The 26,185-nt window shown below is 67.5% G+C and carries 26 protein-coding genes and 1 pseudogene; 13 read left to right on the top strand and 14 right to left on the bottom strand.

The features are described from left to right. Positions 1–175 precede the first annotated feature (175 nt). Positions 176–769 carry an FMN reductase gene (gene msuE / locus FHW64_RS29275; protein ID WP_184531888.1) on the top strand — a complete coding sequence of 198 codons (594 nt, stop codon included), beginning with the start codon at positions 176–178 and terminating at the stop codon, positions 767–769. Positions 770–782: 13 nt separating this feature from the next. On the opposite strand, the gene FHW64_RS29270 is transcribed toward msuE, so the two are convergent. The 8 genes and pseudogenes from FHW64_RS29270 to FHW64_RS29235 all read right to left on the bottom strand — a co-directional run bounded on the left by FHW64_RS29270 (position 783) and on the right by FHW64_RS29235 (position 9,609). Beyond that, positions 783–1,640: an ATP-binding cassette domain-containing protein gene (locus tag FHW64_RS29270; RefSeq protein WP_184531886.1), complete on the bottom strand. Its 858-nt coding sequence runs from the start codon at positions 1,638–1,640 to the stop codon at positions 783–785. After that, positions 1,637–2,608 carry an ABC transporter ATP-binding protein gene (locus FHW64_RS29265; protein ID WP_184531884.1) on the bottom strand — a complete coding sequence of 324 codons (972 nt, stop codon included), beginning with the start codon at positions 2,606–2,608 and terminating at the stop codon, positions 1,637–1,639. The genes FHW64_RS29270 and FHW64_RS29265 overlap by 4 nt, the downstream gene beginning before the upstream one ends. After that, entirely contained in the window at positions 2,605–3,414 is an 810-nt protein-coding gene (locus FHW64_RS29260) for an ABC transporter permease (RefSeq protein ID WP_184531882.1), read from the bottom strand. Before FHW64_RS29260 ends, FHW64_RS29265 begins: the two co-directional genes overlap by 4 nt. Beyond that, positions 3,411–4,418 carry an ABC transporter permease gene (locus FHW64_RS29255; protein ID WP_184531881.1) on the bottom strand — a complete coding sequence of 336 codons (1,008 nt, stop codon included), beginning with the start codon at positions 4,416–4,418 and terminating at the stop codon, positions 3,411–3,413. The genes FHW64_RS29260 and FHW64_RS29255 overlap by 4 nt, the downstream gene beginning before the upstream one ends. Before the next feature lie 19 nt (positions 4,419–4,437). Continuing rightward, the gene (locus tag FHW64_RS29250; RefSeq protein ID WP_184531879.1) at positions 4,438–6,051 is read right to left on the bottom strand and encodes an ABC transporter substrate-binding protein; all 1,614 of its coding nucleotides are present in this window, start codon (positions 6,049–6,051) and stop codon (positions 4,438–4,440) included. 19 nt (positions 6,052–6,070) lie between these two features. Continuing rightward, positions 6,071–7,288 carry an SfnB family sulfur acquisition oxidoreductase gene (locus tag FHW64_RS29245; RefSeq protein WP_221210549.1) on the bottom strand — a complete coding sequence of 406 codons (1,218 nt, stop codon included), beginning with the start codon at positions 7,286–7,288 and terminating at the stop codon, positions 6,071–6,073. 27 nt (positions 7,289–7,315) lie between these two features. Then, positions 7,316–8,683: pseudogene (locus FHW64_RS29240) on the bottom strand (LLM class flavin-dependent oxidoreductase); the annotation flags it as partial. Between the two features lie 11 nt (positions 8,684–8,694). Next, entirely contained in the window at positions 8,695–9,609 is a 915-nt protein-coding gene (locus tag FHW64_RS29235; protein ID WP_184531877.1) for a TauD/TfdA family dioxygenase, read from the bottom strand. 234 nt (positions 9,610–9,843) lie between these two features. Between FHW64_RS29235 and FHW64_RS29230 the strand changes: the two genes are divergently transcribed. The 7 genes from FHW64_RS29230 to FHW64_RS29200 all read left to right on the top strand — a co-directional run bounded on the left by FHW64_RS29230 (position 9,844) and on the right by FHW64_RS29200 (position 15,411). After that, a complete protein-coding gene (locus FHW64_RS29230) occupies positions 9,844–10,323 on the top strand; it encodes a rhodanese-like domain-containing protein (RefSeq protein ID WP_184531875.1) in 480 nt (159 codons plus the stop codon). A gap of 11 nt (positions 10,324–10,334) precedes the next feature. Continuing rightward, positions 10,335–11,240, top strand: a complete 906-nt coding sequence (gene epsC / locus FHW64_RS29225) for a serine O-acetyltransferase EpsC (RefSeq protein ID WP_184531873.1) — start codon at positions 10,335–10,337, stop codon at positions 11,238–11,240. After that, positions 11,237–11,527 (top strand): helix-turn-helix transcriptional regulator, encoded by a 291-nt coding sequence (locus tag FHW64_RS29220; protein WP_184531871.1) that lies wholly within the window; start codon positions 11,237–11,239, stop codon positions 11,525–11,527. The genes epsC and FHW64_RS29220 overlap by 4 nt, the downstream gene beginning before the upstream one ends. Before the next feature lie 82 nt (positions 11,528–11,609). Beyond that, complete coding sequence (locus FHW64_RS29215) at positions 11,610–12,548, top strand: family 2A encapsulin nanocompartment shell protein (protein WP_184531869.1); 939 nt, start codon at positions 11,610–11,612, stop codon at positions 12,546–12,548. An 18-nt stretch (positions 12,549–12,566) separates the two neighbouring features. Next, positions 12,567–14,522, top strand: coding sequence for a family 2A encapsulin nanocompartment cargo protein cysteine desulfurase (locus FHW64_RS29210; protein WP_184531867.1), 1,956 nt, complete (start codon positions 12,567–12,569; stop codon positions 14,520–14,522). A 71-nt stretch (positions 14,523–14,593) separates the two neighbouring features. Then, positions 14,594–14,788, top strand: a complete 195-nt coding sequence (locus FHW64_RS29205) for a hypothetical protein (protein ID WP_184531865.1) — start codon at positions 14,594–14,596, stop codon at positions 14,786–14,788. Between the two features lie 26 nt (positions 14,789–14,814). Continuing rightward, on the top strand, positions 14,815–15,411 hold the full coding sequence (locus FHW64_RS29200) for a malonic semialdehyde reductase (protein WP_184531863.1): 597 nt from the start codon (positions 14,815–14,817) through the stop codon (positions 15,409–15,411). Positions 15,412–15,413: 2 nt separating this feature from the next. On the opposite strand, the gene FHW64_RS29195 is transcribed toward FHW64_RS29200, so the two are convergent. Continuing rightward, a complete protein-coding gene (locus FHW64_RS29195; protein WP_184531861.1) occupies positions 15,414–16,745 on the bottom strand; it encodes an LLM class flavin-dependent oxidoreductase in 1,332 nt (443 codons plus the stop codon). Between the two features lie 205 nt (positions 16,746–16,950). Between FHW64_RS29195 and FHW64_RS29190 the strand changes: the two genes are divergently transcribed. From FHW64_RS29190 to FHW64_RS29170, 5 genes are read left to right on the top strand one after another with little or no spacing between them, the layout of a single operon-like run. After that, a complete protein-coding gene (locus tag FHW64_RS29190; protein WP_184531860.1) occupies positions 16,951–17,790 on the top strand; it encodes an ABC transporter permease in 840 nt (279 codons plus the stop codon). A 10-nt stretch (positions 17,791–17,800) separates the two neighbouring features. Beyond that, entirely contained in the window at positions 17,801–18,595 is a 795-nt protein-coding gene (locus FHW64_RS29185) for an ABC transporter permease (protein ID WP_184531858.1), read from the top strand. Between the two features lie 14 nt (positions 18,596–18,609). Beyond that, a complete protein-coding gene (locus FHW64_RS29180) occupies positions 18,610–19,389 on the top strand; it encodes an ABC transporter ATP-binding protein (protein WP_184531856.1) in 780 nt (259 codons plus the stop codon). A gap of 31 nt (positions 19,390–19,420) precedes the next feature. Beyond that, a complete protein-coding gene (locus tag FHW64_RS29175; RefSeq protein WP_184531854.1) occupies positions 19,421–20,518 on the top strand; it encodes an ABC transporter substrate-binding protein in 1,098 nt (365 codons plus the stop codon). Next, complete coding sequence (locus FHW64_RS29170; RefSeq protein ID WP_184531852.1) at positions 20,515–21,381, top strand: CmcJ/NvfI family oxidoreductase; 867 nt, start codon at positions 20,515–20,517, stop codon at positions 21,379–21,381. The genes FHW64_RS29175 and FHW64_RS29170 overlap by 4 nt, the downstream gene beginning before the upstream one ends. Before the next feature lie 7 nt (positions 21,382–21,388). On the opposite strand, the gene FHW64_RS29165 is transcribed toward FHW64_RS29170, so the two are convergent. Genes FHW64_RS29165 through FHW64_RS29145 form a run of 5 tightly spaced genes read right to left on the bottom strand, consistent with a single transcriptional unit; the run spans position 21,389 to position 26,123 of the window. Further along, positions 21,389–21,847 (bottom strand): OsmC family protein, encoded by a 459-nt coding sequence (locus tag FHW64_RS29165; RefSeq protein WP_184531850.1) that lies wholly within the window; start codon positions 21,845–21,847, stop codon positions 21,389–21,391. A 58-nt stretch (positions 21,848–21,905) separates the two neighbouring features. Then, a complete protein-coding gene (locus FHW64_RS29160; protein ID WP_184531848.1) occupies positions 21,906–23,282 on the bottom strand; it encodes an LLM class flavin-dependent oxidoreductase in 1,377 nt (458 codons plus the stop codon). A gap of 3 nt (positions 23,283–23,285) precedes the next feature. After that, a complete protein-coding gene (locus FHW64_RS29155; RefSeq protein ID WP_184531846.1) occupies positions 23,286–24,410 on the bottom strand; it encodes an ABC transporter substrate-binding protein in 1,125 nt (374 codons plus the stop codon). Between the two features lie 52 nt (positions 24,411–24,462). After that, the gene (locus FHW64_RS29150; RefSeq protein WP_184531844.1) at positions 24,463–25,188 is read right to left on the bottom strand and encodes an ABC transporter ATP-binding protein; all 726 of its coding nucleotides are present in this window, start codon (positions 25,186–25,188) and stop codon (positions 24,463–24,465) included. Further along, positions 25,185–26,123 (bottom strand): ABC transporter permease subunit, encoded by a 939-nt coding sequence (locus FHW64_RS29145; protein ID WP_184531842.1) that lies wholly within the window; start codon positions 26,121–26,123, stop codon positions 25,185–25,187. Before FHW64_RS29145 ends, FHW64_RS29150 begins: the two co-directional genes overlap by 4 nt. Positions 26,124–26,185 lie beyond the last annotated feature (62 nt).

The following is a 26,185-nucleotide window of genomic DNA, read 5'->3' as shown; positions in this document are numbered from 1 at the left end:
GGCGGATTCTGTGGATCGCACGATGGCCGCGCCAACGAAGAAAAGCGCACTTGCATATGCAGCGGACGCGACGCGGCCAAGCTCGCCGCGCGACTATGCAAATGCGCAAAACGTTGGGACGGCGCGCGCCTTGAGTCTGAAAATCGTGCAGCTCTTCATCTCGCTTGCATCTCCCATGTCCCAACAAGTTCTCAAGGTGGTCGCCCTCTCCGGCGGACTGCAACGCCCCTCCCGCACGCTCGCGCTCGTCGAGGAATTGGTCGAAGGCCTGTCGCAGGCGCTGCCCGTGCAGGCGCGCGTCGTCGAACTCGGCGAGCTGGTGCCCCACTTCGGGTCGGTGCTCTATCGCAAACAACTTCCCGAGCAGGTCGAGGATGCACTCCAGGCCATCGAATCCGCCGACCTGATCGTGGCCGCCAGCCCGGTGTTCAGGGGCGCCTACAGCGGCCTCTTCAAGCACCTGCTGGATTTCGTGCACCAGGACGCGCTGGTCGACAAGCTGGTGCTGCTTGCCGCCACCGGCGGAAGCGAGCGCCACGCGCTGGTGATCGACCATCAGCTGCGGCCGCTGTTCAGCTTCTTCCAGTCGCGCACGCTGCCGATCGGCGTGTATGCGACGGACACCGACTTCAGCAACTACGCGGTGAGCAGCGAAGCCCTGCGCGCGCGGATCACGCTGGCGGTGGAACGTGCGATTCCGCCCCTGCGGCAGATCGCAAGCGCACGCGCCGCCACCGCTGCACGCGCGCCGCTGCTCGCGTTGGCCTGAAGACTCGCCCGCCTCAGCCCTGAGGCACTTCCACTTCGCTGCGCGGCCTGCTCTCGAAAGTGGGCAAGGCCGCCGCGAGCGCCGCCGAATAGGGATGCGCGGGATGGTCGAACACCTGCGCGGTGCGACCACTTTCGACGACGCGGCCATGGCGCATCACCAGTACGCGCTGGCACAGTAGCCGCACCACCTGCAGGTCGTGCGAGACGAAGAGATAGCCCATGCCGCTGTCGCGCCGGAGTTCGTCGAGTAGTTGCAGGATGCCGATCTGCACCGACACATCCAGCGCGCTCGTGGGCTCGTCGAGGATCAGCAAGGCGGGTTCCAGCGCAAGCGCACGTGCGATGCCAACACGCGCAGCCTGGCCGCCCGAGAGCTGGTGCGGATAGTGGTCCAGCAGCGAGCGAGGCAGCCGCGCCCGCTCGGCGGCACGATGCACGCGCTGCTGCAATGCCGGGCCGCGCAGACCCGCGATCACGCGCAACGGCGCGGCAATGGCGTCGAAGGCGCGGGCCCGCGGGTCGAGGCTGTCGACCGGATCCTGGAACACCATCTGGATGCGCGCCCGCCACGGCGCGCGCGCCGCATGGCGCGCAGGCGTGCGCGCGATGTCTTCGCCTTCGAACAGGATCTCGCCCCGGTCCGGGTCGGCGAGTCGGGCAACCAGGCTGGCTGTCGTGGATTTGCCCGAGCCCGATTCGCCGACGAGGCCAAGCGCTTCGCCGTGCGCGAGTTCGAAGCTCACGTCATCGACGGCGAGCAGTTCCTGCGACTGACGTCGCCATGGCAGAGACCAACCGCGAGCCGCAGCAGGAAGCGCAAAGGCCTTGCGCAGACCGCGCACCCGAAGGAGTGGGACGGACGGGCTCACAGCGGATTCCAGCAGGCGACGCGGTGTCCCGGCCCTGTCGATGAAAGCACCGGCATGCGCTCGCAGGCGCGCTCGATCCGGCGCGTGCAGCGTTCGGCGAAGCGACAGGCAGGCAGGTCGCCCCGGCCGAGGTCGGGCACCTCACCGGGCACGGCCTCCAGCGCCGCAAGCGGCAGCCCGTGTCGCGGCGTGGCCTGGATCAGATGTTGCGAATAGGGATGCGAGGGCGCACCGAACAAGGCGCCGACAGGTGCATCCTCGACCAGATGGCCCGCGTGCATCACCGCCACGCGCTGGCAGCGGCCCGAGGCCAGTGCGAGGTCGTGTGTGATGAGCAGCGTCGCCATGCCACGCTGGCGCGCCTGCGCCGCGATCAGGTCCATCACCGCGGCCTGCGTGCTCACGTCGAGGCCGGTTGTCGGCTCGTCGGCGATCAGCAGCGCCGGCTCGCCCGAAAGGGCCAGCGCGATCATGACCCGCTGGCACATGCCGCCCGACAGCTCCCACGGGTACGCATGCCGGCGCGATTCCGGTCGATCAATGCCGACCTGCGCCAGCAGTTCGACGGCACGTTCTCTTGCCTGACGCGCGGGCCTCGGGCGTCGTGCCTGGAGTGCATCCTCGATCTGGCGGCCGACGCGGCGAATGGGGTTGAGCGACCGGCGGGGGTTCTGGAACACGATCCCGAGCAACTCGCGCCGCGCCTTCTCCAACGTGGAAGTGGATGCGCCGGCCAACTCGATGCCCGCGAGCCGCACGCTTCCGCGCATCAGTTCGGCGGCAGGGTCGAGAAGGCCCGCGATCGCCAGTGCCGTGACGGACTTGCCTGAGCCCGATTCGCCCACGAGGGCCAGCGTCTGTCCGGCGTCGAGGTCGAAGGAAACACCTTCGAGCGCATGCACCGGGGTGCGCCCCCGCCGATGAAAGCGCAGGCTCAGGTCACGAACCTGCAGCAGCGCGCCGCTCATGTGCGCCTCCGCGGATCGAGCAGGTCGCGAAGGGCGTCGCCCGCGAGCGTGAAGGCATACACGGCAAGAAAGAGTGCCAGCCCGGGGAACAGTGCGACCCACCACTGCCCGGTCAGGATGAACTGCGCGCCTTCGTTCACCAGCACGCCCCATTCGGGCGTCGGTGGGCGCACGCCGAGGCCGATGAACGAGAGCCCGGCGCCATTCAGGATCGCCCAGCCGAGGTTCATCGACATCTGCACGGCGAGCATCGGAAGTGCATTGGGGAACAGCACGGTGAAGAGGATGCGTCCTTCGCCGGCACCGCCCAGCCGCGCGGCTTGCACGTAGGTGGCGCTCCGGCGAACGGCCACTTCCGCACGCGAGAGCCGGATGTAGAACGGCAGATTGATCAGTGCCGTGGCCCAGATGACGCTGCTCACTGAATTGCCGAGCGCCGCGACGAGCGCCATCGCAACCACGAAGAGCGGGAAGGCCATCATCACGTCGACCACGCGGCCCACCCAGCGGTCGAGCGCGCCTCCAACGAAGCCGCATGCAGCGCCGGTGAGGTTGCCGACGAGGGCAGACAGCAGCACGGCGGAGAAGGCGATGCCCATGTCGAGCGGCGCGGCCGCGAGCACGCGACTGAACACGTCGCGCCCCAGTTGATCGGTGCCGAACCAGTGCGTGGCCGAGGGCGGCTGCAGGCCGAGAGTCACGTCGGTGGCGAGCGGGTCGTGGGGCGCGAGCGCTGGCCCGATGATCGCCAAGGCCAGCAGCAGTGCCGCCGGCGCGAGTGGAAGCCATCGACTTCGAGTCGTCATGCGCTGCCCCGGGTTCGCGGATCGGCCAGCTGGCCGAGCAGGTCGACGAGCAGATTGACCAGCGAGAACACCACAGCCACCAGCAGCACGAAGCCCTGCACCGGCGCGTGGTCGGCGCTCATCAGCGCGTCCAGCGCGTAGCTGCCGATGCCGGGCCACGCGAAGAGCTTCTCGATGACCACGTTGGCGCCCAGCATGTACGAGAACACCAGTCCCATCGTCGTGAGCACCGGCAGGAGCGCATTGCGCAGCGCATAGGTCAGCAGCGCCTGCCGGTGCGGCAGGCCCAGCGCGCGTGCGGTCCGCATGAAGTCGCTGCCGAGGACCGCGAGCATCGACGATCGTGTGATCCGCGCGAGGGGCGCCACCGAGAAGAGCGCCATCGAGACGGCGGGCAACAGCAGGTGCGAAAGCGCGGATCGCCATGCGGCACCGTCGCCCGCCAACGCGGCATCGATCAGCAGGAAGCCGGTGTGCACCGGCGGCGGCGCCAGCATCGGATCGAGCCGGCCCACGGGCTCGGCCGCCCATCCGAGGGAGAAGTAGAGAACGTAGATCAGCAGCAGCCCGACGACGAAGGTCGGCGCGCAACTACCGGCGGTGCAGACGGCGCGGCAGACGTGGTCCATCGCGCCACCGGGCTTCAATGCGGCGGCGATGCCCAACGGAAGCCCGATCGCCAGCGCGAGCGCGAATGCGAAGAGGCTCAACTCCATCGAAGCAGGGAGCCTCTGCAGCAGGTCCGCGACGACCGGCTGGCCGGTCGTGAAGGACTGCCCCCAGTCGCCATGCGCGAGCCGGCTCAGGTAGTCGAGCAGTTGAAGATGCAGCGGAAGGTCCAGCCCGAGCTGCTGGCGCAGTGCCGCGATGTCTTCCGCGCTCGCCTGCCCGGACGCGAGAAAGGCGGCCGCATCGCCGGGCAGCACCCGCGTGAGCAAGAAGGTGAAGACGGCCGCGCCGAAAAGGATCGGCAAGGTGGCGAGGACGCGGCGCAGGATCGGCATTCGCGGGAGCGGGCAGCCTCTACCCGCGCGTCAGCGGGCGGAAGTCCACCTGGCCATGGATGTAGTAGGTGAAGTTCGCCAGATCGGGCTGGAGCGCGACGTCGAACGACGGCAGCCACAGCGGCACGATCGGCACTTCGCGGAACACGATCTGGATGGCTTTGCGGATCGCCGCGTCGTACTTCGCCTTGTCGGTTTCCCAGCGGGCCGCCTCCACGAGCGTGCCGAGCTCGGCGTTGTCGAACGCGCCGAAGTTCCAGCGCCAGTCGCCCTGGAAGAAGATCCGGAAGAAGTAGTCCGGATCGTTGAACCACGCGGACGAGCTGTCGATGTAGAAGGGCAGCTTCCGGTCGGTCTGCAGGGTGCCCCACTGCGCGCCGGGCACTTTCTCGATGGTCACTTCGATGCCCACGCGGCGCAGGGCCTCCTGCACGAGCAGCGCGGCCGGCTCCCCGATGGTGGCATCGCCGACGTTGTAGCTGAAGGTCGTCTTGAAGCCGTTGGCGTAGCCTGCCTGTGCCAGCAGCTCGCGCGCTTTCTGGAGTTGCGTCTCGTAGGGATAGGGTTGCGGAAACGTCGACGTGGACGGCGTGGCGGATGCGGCGCCGAACAGCGGCTGTCCGTGGCCGAGGCTCGCGCCGCGGAAAAGGCTGGTGTAGGGCAGCGCCCAGGCAACAGCCTGCCTCACCCGCACATCGTCGAAAGGCTTGCTGCGCGTGTTGAAGGCAATGAAGCGGAAGGAATTGGTCACCGGGATCGAATGCACCCGTACCGACTTGCTCTCGCTCAGCGCATCGATGTCCTTCGGCGGCAGTTGCAGCGCCACGTCGGCATCGCCGCGCTGCAGTGCGGCCGAACGCGTGGCGGGCGTGGGAACGGTCTGGAAGAGGGCGCGCTTCACGTACGGCAACGGGCCGCTCTTCCACTCGTCGAAGCGCACGTAGACGATCTGCTGGCCCGGTGTCCAAGATTCGACCTTGTAGGCGCCGCCGCCAGCGGCGTTGTTGCGCACCCATTGCGCGCCCCACGGGTCCTGCGGCGTGGCGTGCTTCTTTACCAGTTCGGCGTTGAGGACGGACGCGAACGTGAGCGCCAGGTTGGGCAGCGTATAGCGGTCCGCGCGCGGCAGCGTGATGCGCAGCGTGTGCGCGTCCACCACCGTGAACTGAGATGGGTCGGTCAGCGATCCCGTCGAGAGCTGGCGCTTGGATGCCGGCAGGCTCACCGCACGGTCGAGCGACCACTTCACGTCCGCCGCCGTCACCGGTGCGCCGTCATGGAAGGTGGCATCGCGCCGCAGATGGAAGGTGAGCACGCGTCCGCAATCGGAAACTTCGAAGCGCTCCGCCAGTTCGCCCTTGAAGCGCCCGTAGTCGTAGCGGCGGATGCCCGACGGCAGCTTCACGCTGTCGAAGTTGATGAGCCGGTCGTAGATGTTGGTGAAGGTGCCAAGCGATTCGCGGCTCACGCCCTCGCCGTGCGGGTCGCGTGAGTTGGGTGCGCCTTCGGCCAGTACGCGCACCGTTTCCTGCCGCGTCTGCGCATGGGCCAATGGTGCGGCAAGAGGCAGTGCGGACAGGAAGCCGGCTCCGGAACCTGCCTGCAGCAGATGGCGTCGTGTGATTGAACTCATGGGCGTTTGAATGAAGGAGTCAGAGCGATGCATGGCGGCGCGGCTGCGCGTCGTTGAGCCAGTGGTTTCCGACCGCGTGGTACTTCCAGCGCAGCGGGTCGTGCACGGTGTGCGTGCGCGCGTTGCGCCAGTGGCGGTCCAGCGCGTGCGACTCGAGCGTCGACTGCGTGCCGGCAAGCTCGATGAGCACGCTGGCTGCATCGATGGAGAGCGTGGTCGTGAGCACCTTGGCCTCGGCGACCGCGATCGAGGCTTCGGTGACGCGTCGCGCGCTGGCTTCCGACGCATCGCTGTCGCGCGAGGCATCGAGGAAGCGCGCGGCGCGCTCCTGCAGGGCCTCGGCCGCGTGCAGCCGGATCACCAGTTCGCCAATCCTGTGCAGTGTCAGCGGATCTTGCGAGGCACGGTCGACGCCGCTGTCGGCCCACGGGCGTGCACGCTCGCGAACCCAGTGCCGCAGGTCGGCGAGCGCGGCGCGCGCGATGCCGAGGTCGATGGCCGAGTGCAGCAGTTGCGCAAACGCGCCGTGGATCGTCGGCGGTTCGAACAGCCGATGACGGGCCACCACCTGCAGCGGCTGCACCGAGACGTTGTCCGCGAGCACCGTGCCGCTGGCGGTGGTGCGCTGGCCGAAGCCGCTCCAGTCGTCCTGCACCGTGAGGCCGGGCGCGGTGCGGTCGACATAGACCAGCACCTGCCGTTCATCGTCGTCCAGCGCAGCCACCGGCACCCAGTGCGCGAAGAGTGCGCCCGTCGAATAGGCCTTGCGGCCGTTGAGCCGCAGGCCGAGCGGGGTGCGCGTGAGGCGGGTCTTGATGGTCTTGCTGTTGGGCGTGCCGGTCTCCGAGACCGCATTGCCGAAGCGCTTTCCGTTCAGTGCCTGCGAGAAGAAGAAGTGCTGCTGCTCGCGCGTGCCGACGAGGCGGATCGCATCGACGAGGCAGAAGTGGTTCTGCGGGATCTGCCCTAGCGAAGGGTCTGCTTCCGAGACGATCGCCGTCACTTCCGACAGCGTGGCGTGCGACACCTCGGCACCGCCGAACTCGCGCGGCACGGTGATGGCCCACAGGCCGCTGCGTGAGAAGCGCTCGACTTCCTCGGCGGGCAGTCGGCGGTGCCGGTCGCGATCGATTGCACCGGCGGCGAAATCCGCCGCGAGCGCGCGTGCGACTTCGATCGCGTGGCCGTCGTCGCGGATGCGTTCGGCGGTTTCGGAAAAGGCTGGCAGAGCGGACAAGATGGGACTCCTGGAGCAGACGGAATGCGAAGGCCGCCACGCCGCACCCGCGTGCGAGGCCGGCAGGCGCGAGCGGCCGGGGCCGAAGAGCTTTTCGCGCAAGGTGCCGTCGGCGTAGCGCTGCTTGAAACGGCCGCGGGACTGCAGTTCGGGCACCACGAGCCGGCCGAAGTCCTCGAAGCATTCGGGCGTGACGGTGCGCACGAGGTTGAAGCCGTCCACGCCGGACTCGTCGGCCCAACGCAACAGTTCATCGGCCACGCGAGAAGGCGAGCCGACGATGGGATCGAAGCGGCCACCCAGCCGCATGCCATCGAGAAGCCGTCGCACGGTCCATGCGCCGGCGGCATCCCCGGCGACGACCGCGTCATGCGCGGAGCGGATGCCGTCGCCGCGACCGGCGCGGATCGGCTCGTCCGGCTCGTAGCGCGAGAAGTCGATACCCGTTGCCGCAGCGAACTGGGCGAGTGCCGCCTGCGGTTGCGCATAGCGCGCGTATTCGTCCGCCTTGTCGCGCGCCTCGGCGTCGGTGGCGGCGACGATCACCTCGATGCTCGTAAGGATGCGGGCTGCTTCGGGTGCACGGCCCGCTTCGACCAGGCGACTGCGTAGGCGCTTCACCAGCGCAGCGGTGGCGGCCGGGCCTTGGTTGGGCAGGAAGATGCACTCCGCGTGCTTCACCGCGAAGTCGGTGCCACGCTCGGAGGCGCCGGCCTGATAGAGCACCGGCGTGCGTTGTGGCGATGGCGCGCTCAGGTGAACGCCATCCACGCGATACCACGGCCCTTCATGCCGGATGCGACGCACGCGCGACGGATCGGTGTAGACGCCAGCTTCGGCATCGGCGCGCACTGCGTTGTCGTCCCAGCTCGCTTCCCAGAGCTTGTAGACCGCATCCATGAAATCGTCGGCGCGCGCGTAGCGTTCGTCATGGCTGGTCTGTGCCGACTGGCCCGCCGCGCGGGCAGCGCTGTCGAGGAAGCCGGTCACGATGTTCCATCCGAGGCGTCCGCCGCTCAGGTGGTCCAGCGTCGACATGCGCCGCGCGAAAAGATGCGGCTGCTCGTTGCCGATGTTGACCGTCACACCGAAGCCCAGGTGTTGCGTCACGGCGGCCATCGCCGGGACCAGCGGCAGGGGGTCGTTGATGGGCAACTGGATCGCGTGCCGGAGTGCCGCATCCGCACTGCCGCCATAGACGTCGTACACGCCGGTCACGTCAGCGAGAAAGAGCCCGTCGAAGAGGCCCGCTTCCAGCGTGCGCGCCAGCGATTGCCAGTAGCCGATGTGGTGATAGTGGCGCGACCGGTCGCGCGGATGCCGCCACAGGCCATGGGCCAGGTGGCCCACGGTGTTCATCTCGAAGGCGTTGAGCAGCAGTTCGGAGCGTGACAAGGGGCGCGGCCTCAGAAGGGCCGGCTGCCCGCGAGGCTGATGCGCTTCAGGCGCCGGCGCAGGGCAGGGTCGAACGCAGTGCGGCTGTGCAGCGTGGCCTGGTTGTCCCAGTAGACGATGTCGCCCACCTTCCAGCGATGCGTGTAGGCAAAGCGCGGTTCGAGCAGATGCTCGCGCAGGCGCGCGATGAGCGCTGCGCCGCGTGCCGGGTCGTAGCCGACGATCTCCACCTCGGTCGCCTCGCCCAGGTACAGCAGGCGCTTGCCGCTGTCCGGATGCGTGCGCACCAGTGGATGCGCGACCCACGGCGTGAGCGGCTCGATGTCCGGCGTGCGGTAGCGCGGCACACCCTGCACACCGGGCAGCGGATGGCGCTTGCGGAGGAAAGGGTTGTAGGTGATGAGTTGCAGGCCGTCGATCTCGCGCCGGGTGGCTTCGTCGAGGGCCTCATAGGCCGCGACGAGGTTGAACCAGGTTGTGTCGCCGCCCGCGGCAGGAATCTCCAGTGCATGGAGCAGCGAACCGGACGAGGGCTGCGGCGTCCAGTGGTGATCGGCATGGGCCGTCAGCTCGGCGTTGCCCAGGAGGCCGTCTTCCACATTCGACACCAGCACGATGTCGGGCGCGGCGCCGTAGGGGTCGGAGCCCAGCACGGGCGCATTGCGCGGTGGCGAGAAGATCGTGCCGAAGTAGCTGCTGAACTGCAGGAAGTCCTCGTCATCGGGCTGCTGGCCGCGAAAGAGAAGGATGTGATGGTCCTGAAGCGCGACCTTGAGCGCATGGATCTGGGCGCCGGTCGGCGCGCGGCGCACGTCGAATCCTTCGACCAACGCGCCGAGCGCTGCGTCGAGCGGAGAGATGCGGAACGGGGAGGCTGAAGAGGAGGAGGCCACGGCGCTTGGCCGTTCGGCGACAGAAAGACTCATGGCTGGCGCGATAACGAAGTGAAGCTCGGCATCGTAGGAAGCGGCGGTGCTTTCGCTAAGGAAGGAATGCGAGCGACGAAATGCGCGATGCAAATATGGGGAGCGATGCCGCGGCCCAGCGCATAAATGAAAAAGTAGTTTGGAATTCACTTTTCAGTCGTTTGAGAAACAAGGTTGCTCTCCTAAGGTGCTGGCTATCGCCATCTGAACTAGCCAGAACAAAGGAAAGACACCATGTCCGTCGACATCGAAGGAGCGCTCGCGCAACAGCTCCATCCCGCGCTCGAGCAGGCGCAATCGCAGGCCGCCGAGGCCAACCTTCCCTATGCCGGGGGCGTGACGCCGCCGGTGGCCTGGGATCTGGTGCAGCAGAACCGCGCACTGCTGGTCGACGTCCGGTCGGCGGAAGAGCGCAAGTTCGTCGGTCACATCGAAGGCAGCCTGCATGTGGCATGGGCCACCGGCACTTCGCTCACCCGCAACCCGCGCTTCGTGCGCGAGCTGGAAGCCAAGGTCGGCGGCAAGGATGCGGTGGTGCTGCTCCTGTGCCGCAGCGGCAAACGATCGGCGCTGGCAGCCGAGGCGGCGGCCAAGGCGGGCTTCCTTCATGTGTTCAACGTGCTCGAAGGCTTCGAGGGCGAACTCGACGCGAAGCAGCAGCGCGGGCATTCCGATGGTTGGCGCTTCCACGGCCTGCCGTGGGTGCAGGACTGAACAGACGCGCGATGACTGCGTTCGTCGTGGAAGGCGTGGTGCGTGAGCTGCACGCGCTGCGCAATGAATGGCGCGACCTGCAGAAGCGTTCGCGTGAACCGGGCAGCCGCGAGTTCCCGTCGCGCGATGCGCTGGCTGGGATCGTCGAGCAGCTCAAGGCGGTGCTGTTCCCGATGCGGCTCGGTCCGCCCGAGCTTCGTCGCGAGAGCGAGGACTTCTATGTCGGCTACACGCTAGACGCCGCGCTGGAGGCACTGCTGGCGCAGGCGCGGTTGGAGATCGCGTATGTCGGGCGGCATGAGAGCCCGTCGGCCGAGTCGGTGCACGCGCGTGCCGAAGGCGCCGTGCGCGAGTTCGCCTCGGCGCTGCCCGGCATCCGCAGGTTGCTGGATTCGGATGTGCTCGCGGCATTTCATGGCGATCCGGCAGCGCGCAGCGTTGACGAGGTGCTGCTCTGCTATCCGGGTGTGCTTGCGCTGATCCACCACCGGCTCGCACACCAGCTCTACTGCCTCGGGCTGCCGCTGCTGGCGCGCATCGTGGCCGAGCTTGCGCATGGTGCGACGGGCATCGACATCCATCCGGGCGCGAAGATCGGCGCGGGTTTCTTCATCGACCACGGCACGGGCGTCGTGATCGGAGAAACGGCCGTGATCGGTGAGCGCGTGCGCGTCTACCAGGCCGTGACGCTGGGTGCCAAACGCTTCCCCACCGATGCCGAAGGCAACGTGCACAAGGGCCTGCCGCGGCACCCGATCGTCGAGGACGACGTGGTCATCTACGCCGGCGCGACCATCCTCGGGCGCGTGACCATCGGCCATGGCGCCGTGATCGGCGGCAACGTCTGGGTCACCGAGGACGTGGCTGCGGGCGCCAGCATCAGCCAGGCCAGGGCGCGCAGCGCGGGCGCCTCATGACGGCGAGTACCGACGTCGCGGATGAACTGATCGAGTTGTTCGGCCTGACGGTGCGGCAGTTGCGCGAGGCCGAGGGCTGGTCGCAGGACGAACTGGCAGCGCGCTCTCTGCTCAACCGCAGCTACGTCGGCGAGATCGAGCGCGGGCGGGTCGTTGCATCCCTCATGACCGCCCAGAAACTGGCTCTGGCCTTCCAGCTCAGTCTCGCGATGCTGCTCGTGCGTTGCGAGCAGACGGGCCAGCGCCGCGTGGTGCAGCGCATCAATTTGGCGGCTATAGCCAGTTGATGAGTGGCGATGAGCAGCACGACACTGCCGCCCATCCCTTCTGTTTTCCTTCCTCATCCTTCCTGAACAACGGAGTTTCTGAATGACTGCAACCGTGGGCGGTACCACCGCACTGGGCGACAACGCCGCCAGACAGCTAGCCAATGCCACCAAGACCGTCCCACAGCTGGAGACGATCAGCCCGCGCTGGCTGACCCACCTGCTGCAGTGGGTGCCGGTGGAGGCGGGCATCTACCGGTTGAACAAGGTCAAGAACCCGGATTCGATCAAGGTCACCTGCACCGCCAAGGAGCAGGAGAACCAGCTCCCGCGCACCTTCGTGGACTACGAGGAGAAGCCGCACGAATACTTCCTCAATGCGGTTTCCACGGTGCTGGACGTTCACACGCGCGTGTCGGACCTCTACAGCAGCCCGCACGACCAGATCAAGGAACAGCTTCGCCTGACGATCGAGACGATCAAGGAGAACCAGGAAAGCGAGCTGATCAACAACCCCGACTACGGCCTGCTCGCGCAGGTGACGGACGAGCAGCGCATCTTCCCGCTGACTGGCGCGCCCACGCCTGACGATCTCGACGAGCTGCTGACCAAGGTCTGGAAGGAGCCGGCCTTCTTCCTCACGCATCCGCTGGCCATTGCCGCCTTCGGTCGCGAGGCCACGCGCCGCGGCACGCCACCGCCGACGGTGAGCCTCTTCGGCTCGCAGTTCATCACCTGGCGCGGCATCCCGCTGATCCCGTCGAACAAGGTGCCGGTGGCCGACGGCAAGACCAAGATCCTGCTGCTGCGCGTAGGCGACAAGCGCCAGGGCGTGGTGGGTCTCTACCAGCCGGGGCTTCCGGGCGAGCAGGGGCCGGGCCTGTCGGTGCGCTTCATGGGCATCAACAACCACGCGATCGCGTCGTACCTGATTTCCCTGTACTGCTCGCTGGCGGTGCTCACCACCGATGCGCTTGCCGTGCTCGACGACGTGGAGATCAACCGCTACCACGACTACTCCGCACTGGACACCTACAAGTAAGCGCGGGGCCTCGGCATCATGACCGCAGTTCCCTCCACTTTCGAGGCGCCCATCGACCCGGCCCTGCTGGCGCAGATGGCCAACGCGCTGTTCTCCGCGCGCCCGCCGTCATCGGTGCCCAGCCTGCCGCTGACACCACCGGGCGTGCAGGCGCCCGTCAACATCGCCCCGCCGGGCTCGCCGCTGGCCAGTCCGGCGGGGCTCGGCCCTTCGGTGCCCGGCACGCCGATTCCGCAGGGGCAGGTGCCCGGCACCAACGTGCTGCCTGCCTCGCCGACGCCGGTGCTCTCGCTGGCGCATCGGGCACCCGCGTTGGCGCCGCATGCGGTGGCCGGCAACGGCGTTCCCGACAACGTCTACGCCGCGGTGCCCGGCTATGAGCCACGCTTCGGCAGCATGCAGGGTGTGCCCGGTGCGCAGGATGCGGGCGCCGAGCGCACCGCGCCGGTCGCCGCCGTCACACCGCACACGCCTTACTACTTCCTCGAAAGCGGCCACGGCCATCCTTCTCCGGGCGGCGCGCCGCTGCCCGCGGGCGATCCGCTGGACGCGCTCGCGCACCAGCCCTTCGCCACGCCGGAGCCGCCGCGCGCTGTGCAGGCCGCGCCCGTGGGTACGCTGCCTTCGACGCAACCGTCCGCGGACCCGAGGTTCTACTTCGTCGATGCGGTGGTCCTGCCGAGCGGCTATGTCACGCCTGCCAAGCCATCGCCTCATGGCGATGCGCCTCTGGGTGCGCAGGAACGTCATCCGCCTTTCGACGTGCATGCGGTGCGGCGCGACTTTCCGATCCTGTCCGAGCGGGTGAACGGCCGTCCTCTCGCATGGCTGGACAACGCCGCGACGACGCACAAGCCGCGTTCCGTCATCGAGCGTCTTTCGTACTTCTACGAGCACGAGAACTCGAACATCCACCGCGCCGCGCATGAGCTCGCGGCGCGTGCGACCGACGCCTACGAGGCGGCACGCGAAAAGGTGCGCGCCTTTCTCAACGCGCCGGACGTGAACGAGGTGATCTTCGTGCGCGGCACCACCGAGGCCATCAACCTGGTGGCCAAGAGCTGGGGCTGGCAGCACGTGGGCGAGGGCGACGAGATCATCGTGAGCCACCTGGAGCACCACGCGAACATCGTGCCGTGGCAGCAGCTCGCGGCGGCCAAGGGTGCGCGGCTGCGCGTGATCCCTGTCGACGACTCGGGCCAGGTGTTGCTGGACGAATACCGCAAGCTTTTGAACGACCGGACGAAGATCGTGTCGGTCACGCAGGTCTCCAATGCGCTCGGCACGGTCGTGCCGGTCAAGGAGATCGTCGAGCTCGCGCATCGCGCAGGCGCCCGCGCGCTGGTCGATGGTGCGCAGTCGGTCTCGCACATGCGGGTGGACGTGCAGGACATCGGCGCCGACTTCTTCGTGTTTTCGGGCCACAAGGTGTTCGGCCCCACTGGCATCGGCGCGCTGTGGGGCAAGCGCGAGGTGCTGGAAGACATGCCGCCCTGGCAGGGCGGCGGCAACATGATTGCCGACGTCACCTTCGAGAAGACGGTGTTCCAGCCGCTGCCCAACACCTTCGAGGCGGGCACCGGCAACATCGCCGACGCGGTGGGCCTCGGCGCGGCGATCGACTACGTCAGCCGCATCGGCATGGAGAACATCGCTCGTTATGAGCACGATCTGTTGTGCCACGGCATGCGGCTGCTGGGTGGCATCGAAGGGGTGCGCCTCATCGGCACCGCAGCCGACAAGGCCAGCGTGATGTCCTTCGTGCTCGCAGGCTATGACACCGACGAAGTGGGGCGCGCGCTGAACGAGGAAGGCATCGCGGTGCGCACCGGCCACCACTGCGCACAGCCCATCCTGCGCCGCTTCGGCGTGGAAACCACGGTGCGGCCATCGCTTGCCTTCTACAACACCTTCGAGGAAGTGGACCGGCTGGTGGCTGTGGTGCGGCGGCTCGCATCGTTGCGGCGCGCGTGATTCAACGGGCGAATCTTCAAACTCGCATTCCTTCTTTGTCGGATGCGGCGGTGGTCTTCAGAATTGCAGCCATGAAGACGATCGAAGACCTCCCGCTGTCAGAGCGCGCTCGCCGCGTCGTGGCGCTGACTGCATCCGCCTGGCAGGTGGCGCCGCTTTCCGCCCACGCGGCTGCGCGGCAGGCGCCGCGCGGCTACGTTCCCCTGAGAGTCGCGCGCCGCATGCGCGCGGCGATCACCGCGACCGCCTTCGCCCATTCGTGGTGAGGCGGGCATCAACATCCCAAGATCAGATGACGACACTGCAATCCATTCCCGACGCCGCGCTCGACCAGCTTTTCAGGAAGGCGCGCACCGTGCATGCCTTCAAGCCGGTCCCGATCACCGACGAGACGATCCGTGCGCTTTACGACCTCGTGAAGTGGGGCCCCACGGCTTTCAACGCACAACCTGCGCGCTTCGTCTTCGTGCGCAGCCAGGAAGCGAGGGAGCGGCTCAAGCCGGCGCTCTCGTCGGGCAACACCGCGCAGACGCTGGCCGCCGGCGCGACCGTGATCGTGGCGCACGACACGCGCTTCCACGACCATCTGCCCAGCCAGTTTCCGGCCTACGACGCCAAGCCGCTCTTCGACGGCAACGCCGACCTGGCGTCGGCCACTGCGTTCCGCAACGGTAGCCTGCAGGGGGCTTACCTGATCCTCGCGGCACGCGCGCTGGGGCTCGATGCGGGTCCGCAATCCGGCTTCAACGCCGCGCTGGTGGACAAGGAGTTCTTCCCTGATGGCCGCTGGCGCACCAACTTCCTCGTGAACCTCGGCGTGGCCGATCATGCCGGCACCTTCGAGCGCGGGCCGCGCCTCCCGTTCGACGAAGCCGTGCGCATCGTCTGAGCTCAGCGCGCTGCGAAGAACCGGTTGTCCGGACGGGGCAACCCCAGGTTCTCGCGCAGCGTGCGGCCTTCGTACTCGCGGCGGAAGATGCCGCGCCGCTGCAGCTCCGGGACCACCTTCTCCACGAACGCATCGAGCCCGCCGGGCAGCCACGGGAACATGATGTTGAAGCCGTCCGAAGCCTCGGACTCCAGCCATTCCTGCATCTCGTCCGCGATGGTGCTCGCGGTGCCGACGAAGGCCAGTCCGCCGTAGCCGCCGAGCCGCTGCGCAAGCTGGCGCACGGTGAGCCCTTCGCGTCGTGCCAGCGCAATGACGCGCTCGCGGCTGCTCTTGCTTGCGTTGGTTTCCGGCACGTCGGGTAGCGGCGCATCGGGATCGAATGTCGATGCGTCATGCCCGAGCGCGACGGAGAGCGAGGCAATCGCGCTTTCGTAGTGGACGAGGCTGTCGAGCCTTGCGCGGATGGCGCGGGCTTCATCGACGGTGTCGCCCACCACCACGAAGGCGGCCGGCAGGATCTTGAGGTGGTCGCGATCGCGGCCCAGCGCGGAGAGGCGCCCTTTCACGTCGGCATAGAAGCGACGGCCTTCTTCGATGGTGCCTTGCGCCGCGAAGATCACTTCGGCCGTTTCCGCCGCAAGCTGCCGCCCTGCCTCTGAAGCGCCGGCCTGCACGATCACCGGCCAGCCCTGCACCGGCCGGGCAATGTGCAGCGGGCCGCGCACCGACAGGTACTTGCCCTTGTGATCGAGGGTGTGCAGCCGCGAGGGATCGAAGTAGATGCCTGCCTCCGCGTCGCGGACGAACGCGTCGTCGGCCCAGCTGTCCCACAGGCCGGTGACCACGTCATGGAACTCGCGTGCGCGTGCGTAGCGCTCGTCGTGCTCCATGTGATCCTCGAGCCCGAAGTTGAGCGCTGCATCGGGGTTCGACGTGGTCACGATGTTCCAGCCGGCGCGGCCGTTGCTCAGGTGGTCGAGCGAAGCGAATCGCCGTGCGATGTGGAAAGGTTCGTCGAAGGTGGTCGAAGCGGTCGCGACCAGTCCGATGTGCTCCGTGGCCTGGCTCAACGCCGACAGCAGCGTGAAGGGCTCGAACGACGTGGCGGTGTGGCTGCGCTTGAGCGCATCCATCGGCATGTTCAGCAACGCAAGATGGTCCGCCATGAAGAAGGCGTCGAAGCGCGCGCGCTCCAGCGTTTGCGCGAAGCGCCTGAGATGCGAGAAGTTGAAGTTGGCATCCGCGAAGGCCCCGGGGTAGCGCCATGCGCCGGTGTGGATGCTGACGGGGCGCATGAAAGCGCCCAGCTTGAGTTGGCGTGCAGAGGTCATGGTGTGTCGATGTTTGCGCGTGTTGTACGGCACGCGGGCGTGGCAACCAAGGACAGATTGCTTCCTTGCATATGCGCGCACGGCGAGCTTGGTTGATTGCGCTATATCGATCTGAGATATCGGTCGTTCGGTTTTGAAGGCTTCGTTCGGACAATCGTTCTCGTCCATCGGCGACCAGCCGCGAGAGCCCGAGAGAGAACGCTACATGTCATCCATCACCGCCAGTGGCATCGGCCATGCGCCCGCGGAACCCGCCTCCCGTTCTACTGCCACAACCGCGCCGTGGCGCCGCTGGGCGCAGCGCTGGATCGCGTGGCCTTTTCCGCTGCTGATTCTTCTGCTCTGGTATCTCGGCGCCGAATACGAGTGGATCGCGCCGCAGGTTCTCCCATCGCCGGCGGCGGTCTGGGCAACGCTCGTCGATCTGTTCCGCACCGGCGAGATCTGGGGGCATCTGCAGGTCAGCCTGCTGCGCGTCTTCGGCGGGTTCGCGCTGGGGCTCGCAGTGGGCGGTGCGCTCGGCATTGCCATGGGGTTGTCGCCCGTCTTCAAGGACTACGTCTATCCGCTCTTCAAGGCCTTCAGTCAGGTGCCGGTGCTGGGCTGGTTGCCGCTTCTCATGCTCCTGGTGGGCATCGACGAGGCATTGAAGATCATCCTCATCGCGAAAGCGGCGCTGGTACCCATCGCCCTCAACACCTACAAGGGCATCCAGGGCGTGCCGACGCGCTACATCGAAGTGGCGCGCGTGCTGCGATTCACGCGCTGGCAACTGCTCACCAAGGTGGTCTTTCCGTCGGCCTTCGCGCCTATCTGGAACGGCGTGCGCTATGGGTTCACGCATGCATGGCTGGCGCTGGTGGTCGTCGAGCTGCTGGCTTCCAGCGAAGGGATCGGCTTCCTCATCGTCTACGGCCGCCAGCTCTTCCAGCTCGACGTGGTGCTCGCCGCCGTCGTGGTGGTGGGCTTCGTTGGCTTCGTGCTCGACAAGGCGCTGGCGCTGATCGAGGTGCGTCTGACGCGCTGGCGTCGGGCCGGATTCTGAAAGGCCGGCGATGAGTGAAGCTGGAACGCGTCCGCATCCGGTGCCGAAGGCACTGCGCGGCTGGGTGCTGCCGCTCGGGCTGGTCCTCCTGTGGTGGGCCGCGACCCGCTTCGGCTGGAGCACTTCGCCGCTGCTGGTGTCGCCCGGGGCGGTATGGGAACGCGCCGTGCAATACACCGCGAGCGGCGAACTGCGCGTGGCGCTGGGGTCGAGCTTGTGGCGCAATCTCGCGGGCTTCGCGATCGGTGCATCGGGCGGGCTCGTCTTCGGCGCCGCGCTCGGCTTCTCGCGTCTCTTCGAACGGGCCGTGGGGCCGAGCTTCCACACGCTCAAGCAGATCTCGCTGTTCGCGTGGATTCCGCTGATCTCGGTGTGGTTCGGCCTTGGCGATGCCGCGAAGGTCGCCTTCCTGTCGCTCGCCGCCTTCTTCCCGGTCGTGCTCAACACCTTCGAGGGCATCCGCAGCGTGCCGCGCGAATTCATCGAGGTGGCGCGCGTCCTGCGGTTCAGCCGCCGGCAGATGTTGACGCGCGTGGTGCTGCCGAGTGCGTCGCCTTCGATCTTCGCGGGCATCCATCTCGCACTCATCTATGCATGGCTCGCGACGCTCGGCGCGGAGTACCTGCTGGTCGCCGGCAAGGGCATCGGCAACACCATGATCGACGGCCGCGAGCACTTCCAGATGGACCTGGTGATCTTCGGCGTGATCGTCGTCGGACTGGTGGGCTTCACGCTCAACTGGATCGCCACCCGCATCGAGAACCGGCTGCTGGCATGGCGCGGCCGTTCTGTCGCACAGTTTTGAGGAACCACATCGACATGGCCAACAACGCGGGGACGCTCGACATCCGGCACCTGAACAAGCAATACACCGTGGAGGGCGAAGCGCTGCCGGTGCTGAACGACATCTCGCTGCGCATCGAGCCGGGCGAATTCGTGAGCATCGTCGGCACCAGCGGCTGCGGCAAGTCGACGCTGCTGCGGCTCGTCGTCGGGCTGGAAGACGACTACGAGGGCGAGATCCTGCTCGACGGCAAGCGCATCGTGGGCACGAGCCTGGACCGCGGGATCGTCTTCCAGGAGCACCGCCTCTTTCCATGGCTCACCGTGGAGGACAACATCGCGCTCGGCCTGCTCAATGCGTCGCTGACGGAAGGCCAGAAGCGCATGCAGGTGCGCGAGCACATCGAGCTGGTCGGCCTGCAGGGCTTCGAGAAGGCGTGGCCGCACCAGCTCTCAGGCGGCATGGCGCAACGGGTGGCGATCGCGCGGGCGCTGGTCAACCGGCCCGAGATCCTGCTGCTCGACGAGCCCTTCGGTGCGCTCGACGCCATGACGCGAGCCCACTTGCAGCAGGAACTTCTGCGCATCTGGCAGGCCGAGGGCATCACCACGATCCTGGTCACCCACGATGTCGAAGAGGCAGTGTTCCTCGGCGACAAGGTGGTCGTGATGGAGCCGCGGCCGGGCCGCATCCGGCGCGTGGTGCCAGTGCCGCTTTCGCATCCACGCCAGCGCAGCACGCAGGCTTTCGCCGAGATCAAGGACAGCGTGCTCGCCGAGTTCGGCGCCGAGACGCCTGCGCTGCTGGCTGCCTGATTTCATCGTTTCTTTGTTCCGCAGGTATTGCATGACACGACGTTTGCTCTCCATCGGCCGCCGGCCGCTTCTGGCTTCCGCACTGGCCTTCACCGCACTGCTGGGCGCAGGCGCCGCAACTGCCGCCGATCTTCCGAAAGTGATCCGCCTCGCCGCGCCCGAGCAAGGCAGCGCGGGCAAGTCCTTTGCGGGCGCGGGCCCGGTGTCGCTGGTGTATGCGCAGAAGGCGCTCGAATCCGAGTTCGAGAAGGACGGCGTGAAGATCGAATGGAAGTTCTTCAAGGGTGCCGGCCCCGCGATCAATGAAGCGCTCGCCACCGGCCAGCTCGACGTGGTCTTCCTCGGCGACCTGGCGGGCGTCATCGGGCGCGCGAGCGGTCTCAAGACGCGGCTGGTCGCCTCGGGCGGACGCGGCAGCAACAGCTACCTCGCGACCGCGCTGGGCTCGAACATCCAGAGCTTCAAGGACCTGAAAGGCAAGCGCGTCGCGGTGCTGCGCGGAACCGCTTATCAGCTGTCGTTCAACCGCCTGCTCGAAGACCAGGGGCTGACTGAGAAGGATGTGCGCTTCACCAATCTCGACTGGCCGACCTCCAAGGCGGCGGTCGCGAGCAAGGACATCGACGCGACTTTCGGCGGGTCGGACCTTCAGTTGCTGAAGCTCGCGGGCACCGCGGAGATCCCGGTGAGCACGCGCAACAAGGGGCCGATCTACGGCATCAATTCCGGCGTGATCGCCACCGACGACTTCGCGAAGCAACACCCTGAAGCGCTCACGCGACTCATCAAGGTGATCGTGAAGCAGGCCCAGGTGGCTTCGGATGACTCGAAGCGCGATGCGCTGTTCAACCGCTTCCACGAAATCAGCGGCTTGCCGGTGGTCCTCTTCTCCAGCGACTTCGAAGGCACATCGCTCAAGGAGCGCTACTCGCCGCTGCTCGACGACGGCTTCGTGTCCCACTACACCGACGTGATCGACGGCGCGAAGAAGATCGGGATCATCCGCCAGACCTTCGATGCGAAGACCTGGGCCGATCCGAGCTTCCTGAACCGCGCACTCAAGGAACTGCAGCTGGAGACCTTCTGGGCGCCGACGAACTCGGCCGGTCTGGTCGCCATCAGGCCATGAGTGCCGTCTTCACCGACTGGCCGGGCGCGCAGGCGCTGACAGCCGTGCAGGCCCAGCTCAACTACCTGAAGCCCGGCACGTCGCGGCCGGTCAGCTACACCTTCGAGCCGCCCGAGGGCGTGCCGTGGACCACCGGCGAGAACGAGCCGCGGCGTGTCCAGATTCGCGACGGCAGGCCTTTCGCCGCGCTGGGCGAGCTGTCGCTCGACCGCAGCGGCTTCGAGCTTGTCGCTCATCGCAGCGAGGTGAGGAACTTCTCGGACGACGCTGCCGTTCGCAGCGTGTACTACCCCGAGAGCGAGCAACTGCTGCTCGCGGCAACGGGCGCGGAGAAGGTCGTGGTGTTCGATCACACGCTGCGCGACAGCGCGCAAGGCTCGCGTGCGACGGCCGCACTGCGAGAGCCGGTGCGCCGCGTGCACAACGACCAGACCTTCGTGTCGGGGCCGCGCCGCGTGCGCGACCACCTGCCGGCCGAAGAAGCGGAGACGCGCCTGCGCAATCGCTTCGCGATCATCAATCTCTGGCGGCCACTCGCCACGGTCGAGCAGTGGCCGTTGGCGCTCTGCGATGCGCGTTCGATCGTCCCCGGCGATCTGGTGCCGAGCGACCTGGTCTACCGCGACAAGGTCGGCGAAACCTACTCGTTCCTGCACAACCCGAACCATCGCTGGTATTGGTTCCCGCGCCTGCGTCCGGACGAGGCGCTGCTGCTCAAGATCTACGACTCGCGCGACGACGGCACCGCGCGGCTGACCGCGCACACCGCCTTCGAGCTTCCTGTCGACTCCGGTTCCGGTGCCGTGCCAGCGCCCCGGCGCAGCATCGAGCTGCGGGCGCTGGTCTTCTGGCCCGCCGAGTGAATGCCCTTCAGGGCAGCGTTCGCACGTTGGCCCTGATGGGGCCACCCCGGCGCAGCGTGTTGTAGATCGGGCAGGCGCCCGTGAAGGCATCGACCAAAGCCTGCGCGACCGTCAGTTCGACTCCACCGATCGCGAAGTCGAGCCGGATCTCGCGATAGCGCGTGCCGTCGTCCGGATCGCGCTCGAAGCGCACTTCCACTTCGGTGCGCGTCAGCCAGACCTCGCGCGCGAGGGCCTCCTTCTGCACGAGTGCCAGTCCGCACGAAGCCAGCGAAGAGAGCAACAGCTCGCCCGCCTGCACCGCTTCGCCGGGTCCGCCGGCGGAGGCTTTCGCATCGGAGACGAAGTGGTTGTGCCGCGCGCTGACGAGGAACCGGCCCGATGTGTCCAGCGCCTTCGCATGAATGGCGACGACTTCGCCGTGGGTTGTGGCGGGCGGTGCGTTCGGATCGATCACGGCGCTCATTGGGTAACCTCCGCGCTTCGCGCTGCGGTGCGAGCGCCTTCGGGCGGCCGGGCGGCGCTCATGCAGCCTCCCGCAGAGCGCTCGCCGCCGCCCGTTCACGCCATGCGTCGACACCAGGCCGTTCGAGCCCGAGGTTCTCGCGCAGGTTGCGCCCCTCGTACGCCGTGCGATAGAGGCCGCGCTTCTGAAGCTCGGGCACCACGAGGCGCACGAAGTCTTCGAAGCCACCCGGCTGGAAGGGCGCGCTGATCATGAAGCCGTCGCATGCGCCGCCGCGGAACCAGCGCTCCAGTCCGTCGGCCACCTTGTCCGGCGTGCCGATCAGGTCGCCTTCGTAGCGGCTGCCGTAGCGCTTGCCCAGGTCGCGCAGCGTGAGCCGGTCGCGGTCGGTGGCTTCGCGCACTTCCTGGTAGTGGCCCTGCACGCCGGGCACGTCGATGTCGGGGAGCTCGGCATCGAGCGGATAGGCCGACAGGTCCACGTCGAGGTGATACGACAGCGTGGACAGTCCCGCATGCGGATCGACCAGTGCGCGCAACGCGCGGTCCTTCTCTTCGGCGATCGCCTGCGTCTCGCCGACGAGCGGCGTGGCGGCTGGCAGCACCTTGAGCGAATCGGGATCGCGGCCGTGCGAGCGCGCGCGGTCCTTGATCTCCTTGTAGAACGCCTTCGCGCTGTCGAAGGAATCGTGGCTCACGAAGATCGCGTCGGCCCAGCGTGCCGCAAAGTCGCGGCCGCGGTCCGAGGCACCGGCCTGCAGGATCACCGGGTAGCCCTGCGGCGGTCGCGCCACGTTGAGCGGACCGCGCACGTTGAACCACTCGCCTTCGTGATCGATGTACCGGACCTTCTTCGGATCGGCGAAGAGCGGTGTCTGACGGTCATACACCAGCGCGTCGTCTTCCCAGCTGTCCCACAGCTTGAACACCACTTCGAGGAATTCATCGGCGCGGTCGTAGCGCTTGTTGCGCGGCACCTGCTGCTTCTTCGAGAAGTTGCGCGCCTCGGCATCCTGGAACGACGTGACCACGTTCCACGCCGCGCGGCCCGCGCTCAGGTGGTCGAGCGTGGCGAAAGAGCGCGCGACCTCGAAGGGTTCGTAGTGGCTCGTCGAGCGCGTGGAGGCCAGCCCCAGGTGCTTCGTCGCCGCGGCCATGATCGACAGCACCACGACCGGGTCGAGACGCAGCGAACCGAGCGCACCGTAGCGCAACTGCGTGTCGTTGCTCCCCTGGTAGCGATCCGGCACCGCGAGGATGTCGGCGAAGAAGGCGAGATCGAAAAGCCCGCGCTCCAGCGTGCGCGCGATGCCCTGGTAGTAGTCCGCGTCGAGCCAGCCCGACTCGGACGCCGGATAGCGCCAGCCGCCCGGACGGCCCGGGCCCGCGGTCACGAATGCGGCGAGATGGATCTTCTTGTCTTGTGTCTTCGTCATGGTTCAGGCTCCCAGTTCGGCAGCGACCTGCTTGCGATAGGCATCGAATTTCGGATCGAGCAGGAAGCTGCGTACGTCGGTCCGGTTCGGCAGCACGCCGAGTGCATGGAAGTTGTCCGCAAGGTCCTGCGTGGAGGCCGCGGCGGCCTCGTCGATGGGGCGCAGCGCGGTCGCGCCCGAGTCCGACAGGCGCTGGTCGACGATGAGCTGGCGGTACACCTTCTGTTCGGTGCTGCCGGCCTCGAAGCCGCCCTGCGCGGCCCACGAGGCCACGGTGTCGTCCGGGTGCGCGACGATGTACTGCTGGGTCTCGCGGATCAGGCGCACGAGCTTCGCGGCTGCCTGCGGATTCTTTTCGGCAAAGCCGGTGCGTGCCACGTAGAAGGCCCAGTCGTAGGTCTTCACGGCCGGCAGCGTGCGCGCCTTGTCGCCGAGCTTGGCCAGGGCGAGCGCGCTCGCGGGCTGCCAGTGGATCCACGCATCGATGCTGCCTTGCGCGAAGGCGGTGTACGCATCGGCGCCGCTGAGGCTGACGGCTTCGACGTCCGAGAGGCGAAGGCCCGCGCTGTCGAGGTACTTGATGAGGCTGTAGGTGCCGGTGGTGCCGTTCTGGTGAGCGACCTTGCGCCCCTTGAGATCGGCCGCGCTGCGGATTGGCGAGTCCGCCCGCACCAGCACGTCGACCTCGTCGGCCGGGAGCGGATAAGCGGCAAGCGGCACGATCGGCACGCCCGCGGCCACCGCATTGACCACGGCCGTGGCTGTGGCAAAGCTGAAGTCGACACCGCCGGCCTTGATGCCTTCCATCACGGGCAGCGATGCGGTGAAGCCGGGTTGCCACACGACCTTGGCACCGATTTCGTCTTCCAGCTTGCGCCCGCCGTCGCCCGCGCGCAGCGATGCGAACACGCCGGTCCGGCCGTCACCAATGATCGCGATGGTGAGCTGCGGTTGAGCCGCTGCCGAAGGCGCAGCGGGTGCGGCAGGCGTTGTCGAAGCCGTCGTCGATGCGCCTTCCTTGCTGCATCCCGCAAGCCACAGCGCGCCGGCGGTGCCGAGCAATGCGGAACCTGCCTGCGTGAGAAAACGCCGCCGCGCACCGGGGACGTGAATATCGGAAGGGTTCATGGAAAGCGGTCCTTGGATGAAGAAAGAGAAATGAGAGATAGGAGGGCGCGTCTCAGCGCGCAGCCTCGGCGGCAAGCAGTCCGTCGAGCAGCTCCTCCTTGAGTGCCGCCAGCACCGGATCGCCGCGATGCCGTGGCCGTTCGAGCCCGATCGCAAGGTCGCGGGCCACGCGGCCTTCGCGCATCAGCAGCACGCGGTCGGACAGCATCAATGCTTCCTCGACGTCATGCGTGACCAGCAGCACGGTGCGCGGGCGGCGTGCGAGCAGTTGCTCCAGCAGCAGTTGCATTGCCGCGCGCGTGATGGCGTCGAGCGCGCCGAAGGGCTCGTCGAGCAGCAGCAGTTCGGGCTCGTGGATCAGCGCACGGGCGAGCGCCACGCGCTGCCGTTGGCCACCGGAGAGCACCACCGGGTAGTCGCTCTCGCGCCCTGCGAGTCCGACTGCCGCGAGCAGCGCGCGCGCTTCCGCGTCGCGCCCGCGCAGGCCCAGCGTCACATTGCGCAGCACCGTGCGCCAGGGCATCAGCCGGTCTTCCTGGAACATCATGCGGATGTCGGGCTGCGGCGCGCGGGAGTGCAGGTCGATGCGTCCGTCGCTCGGCGGCTCCAGTCCCGCCACCAGCCGCAGCAGCGTCGACTTGCCGACGCCGCTCGGTCCGATCAGCGAGACGAACTGTCCCGCGGGGATGTCGAGATCGATGTCCTTGAGCACATGGCGTTGGCCGAATCGTTTGCCGACACCTTGCAGCACCAGCCGTTCGTGATCGCTTGCACTCATGCTGCGGCTCCCTTCGCATAGTTGGGGTGCCAGCGCAGGAGGCGGCGCTCGATCGCGCGTGTCAATGCATCGGCGAGCCAACCGGCGATGGCATACAGCGCGATCGCCAGCAGGATGATGTCGGTGCGCAACAGCTCACGTGCGTTCTGCACGAGGTAGCCGATGCCGTCGCGCGAGGCGATCGTTTCCCCGACCACCAGCGTCAGCCAAGCGACGCCCAGCGCGTAGCGGATGCCGGTGAGGATCGCGGGCAAGGCCGCAGGGAACACCACGGTTGCGACGAGGCCGAGCGGACCCAGCCCGTAGGAGCGGCCGAGTTCCACCAGCTTCGGATCCACGTTGCGGATGCCGCTCACCGTGTTGATGTAGACCGGGAACAGCGAGCCCATCGCGACCAGCAGCACACGCGGCTCTTCGCCGATGCCGAACCACAGGATCATCAGCGGCACCAGCGCAAGGTGCGGAATGGTGCGCACCATCTGCAGCGAGCGGTCCAGCACATCGTGCGCGAGCGTCGAAAGGCCGACGATGAAGCCGAGCGCCAACCCAGCGACGGCACCGGAGAAGAAGCCGATCGCCACGCGTCGCAGACTCACGAGGATGTCGCGCTGCAGTTCGCCGCGCTGCGCAAGCGCCCATGCGGCACGCACCACATCCAGGGGCGCGGGGAGGACCGATGCCGGCAGACGGCCCGTGCTGCTGAGGAACTGCCACGCGGCGATGAGCAGCACCGGCAGCAGCCACGGCAGGACCGTCGAGCGCCACCACGGCCGCGAGTTGCCTCCACGCGCGATGCCACGCTGAGTGGCGTCGGCAATGCGTCTCGTGCGGAGCGGTCGATCCGGCGAAGCGGGATCGGTATGCGAAGTCGCGGAAGGCCGTGGATCGGAGGGCGCGGAGGAAGATGCGGAAGCGGGAGGAAGAACGGCGCTCATGGGAAGGAAACGTGATGCGTCTCTCGCGGCGGGCGCAGGAGACGAGTCCGAATCTAGACGCG

Source organism: Variovorax sp. Sphag1AA, assembly GCF_014192575.1.
Classification (GTDB): domain Bacteria; phylum Pseudomonadota; class Gammaproteobacteria; order Burkholderiales; family Burkholderiaceae_C; genus Variovorax.
This window is presented reverse-complemented; position numbering and strand designations above follow the sequence as displayed.

Coding starts and splice junctions, on each gene's coding strand:
- FHW64_RS29175 (WP_184531854.1), top strand. CDS start 19,421: ATGACACGACGTTTGCTCTCCATCGGCCGCCGGCCGCTTCTGGCTTCC.
- FHW64_RS29260 (WP_184531882.1), bottom strand. CDS start 3,414: ATGACGACTCGAAGTCGATGGCTTCCACTCGCGCCGGCGGCACTGCTG.
- FHW64_RS29230 (WP_184531875.1), top strand. CDS start 9,844: ATGTCCGTCGACATCGAAGGAGCGCTCGCGCAACAGCTCCATCCCGCG.
- msuE (WP_184531888.1), top strand. CDS start 176: ATGTCCCAACAAGTTCTCAAGGTGGTCGCCCTCTCCGGCGGACTGCAA.
- FHW64_RS29205 (WP_184531865.1), top strand. CDS start 14,594: ATGAAGACGATCGAAGACCTCCCGCTGTCAGAGCGCGCTCGCCGCGTC.
- FHW64_RS29170 (WP_184531852.1), top strand. CDS start 20,515: ATGAGTGCCGTCTTCACCGACTGGCCGGGCGCGCAGGCGCTGACAGCC.
- FHW64_RS29215 (WP_184531869.1), top strand. CDS start 11,610: ATGACTGCAACCGTGGGCGGTACCACCGCACTGGGCGACAACGCCGCC.
- FHW64_RS29250 (WP_184531879.1), bottom strand. CDS start 6,051: ATGAGTTCAATCACACGACGCCATCTGCTGCAGGCAGGTTCCGGAGCC.
- FHW64_RS29145 (WP_184531842.1), bottom strand. CDS start 26,123: ATGAGCGCCGTTCTTCCTCCCGCTTCCGCATCTTCCTCCGCGCCCTCC.
- FHW64_RS29220 (WP_184531871.1), top strand. CDS start 11,237: ATGACGGCGAGTACCGACGTCGCGGATGAACTGATCGAGTTGTTCGGC.
- FHW64_RS29265 (WP_184531884.1), bottom strand. CDS start 2,608: ATGAGCGGCGCGCTGCTGCAGGTTCGTGACCTGAGCCTGCGCTTTCAT.
- FHW64_RS29255 (WP_184531881.1), bottom strand. CDS start 4,418: ATGCCGATCCTGCGCCGCGTCCTCGCCACCTTGCCGATCCTTTTCGGC.
- FHW64_RS29185 (WP_184531858.1), top strand. CDS start 17,801: ATGAGTGAAGCTGGAACGCGTCCGCATCCGGTGCCGAAGGCACTGCGC.
- FHW64_RS29155 (WP_184531846.1), bottom strand. CDS start 24,410: ATGAACCCTTCCGATATTCACGTCCCCGGTGCGCGGCGGCGTTTTCTC.
- FHW64_RS29160 (WP_184531848.1), bottom strand. CDS start 23,282: ATGACGAAGACACAAGACAAGAAGATCCATCTCGCCGCATTCGTGACC.
- FHW64_RS29190 (WP_184531860.1), top strand. CDS start 16,951: ATGTCATCCATCACCGCCAGTGGCATCGGCCATGCGCCCGCGGAACCC.
- epsC (WP_184531873.1), top strand. CDS start 10,335: ATGACTGCGTTCGTCGTGGAAGGCGTGGTGCGTGAGCTGCACGCGCTG.
- FHW64_RS29180 (WP_184531856.1), top strand. CDS start 18,610: ATGGCCAACAACGCGGGGACGCTCGACATCCGGCACCTGAACAAGCAA.
- FHW64_RS29210 (WP_184531867.1), top strand. CDS start 12,567: ATGACCGCAGTTCCCTCCACTTTCGAGGCGCCCATCGACCCGGCCCTG.
- FHW64_RS29150 (WP_184531844.1), bottom strand. CDS start 25,188: ATGAGTGCAAGCGATCACGAACGGCTGGTGCTGCAAGGTGTCGGCAAA.
- FHW64_RS29200 (WP_184531863.1), top strand. CDS start 14,815: ATGACGACACTGCAATCCATTCCCGACGCCGCGCTCGACCAGCTTTTC.
- FHW64_RS29235 (WP_184531877.1), bottom strand. CDS start 9,609: ATGAGTCTTTCTGTCGCCGAACGGCCAAGCGCCGTGGCCTCCTCCTCT.
- FHW64_RS29195 (WP_184531861.1), bottom strand. CDS start 16,745: ATGACCTCTGCACGCCAACTCAAGCTGGGCGCTTTCATGCGCCCCGTC.
- FHW64_RS29165 (WP_184531850.1), bottom strand. CDS start 21,847: ATGAGCGCCGTGATCGATCCGAACGCACCGCCCGCCACAACCCACGGC.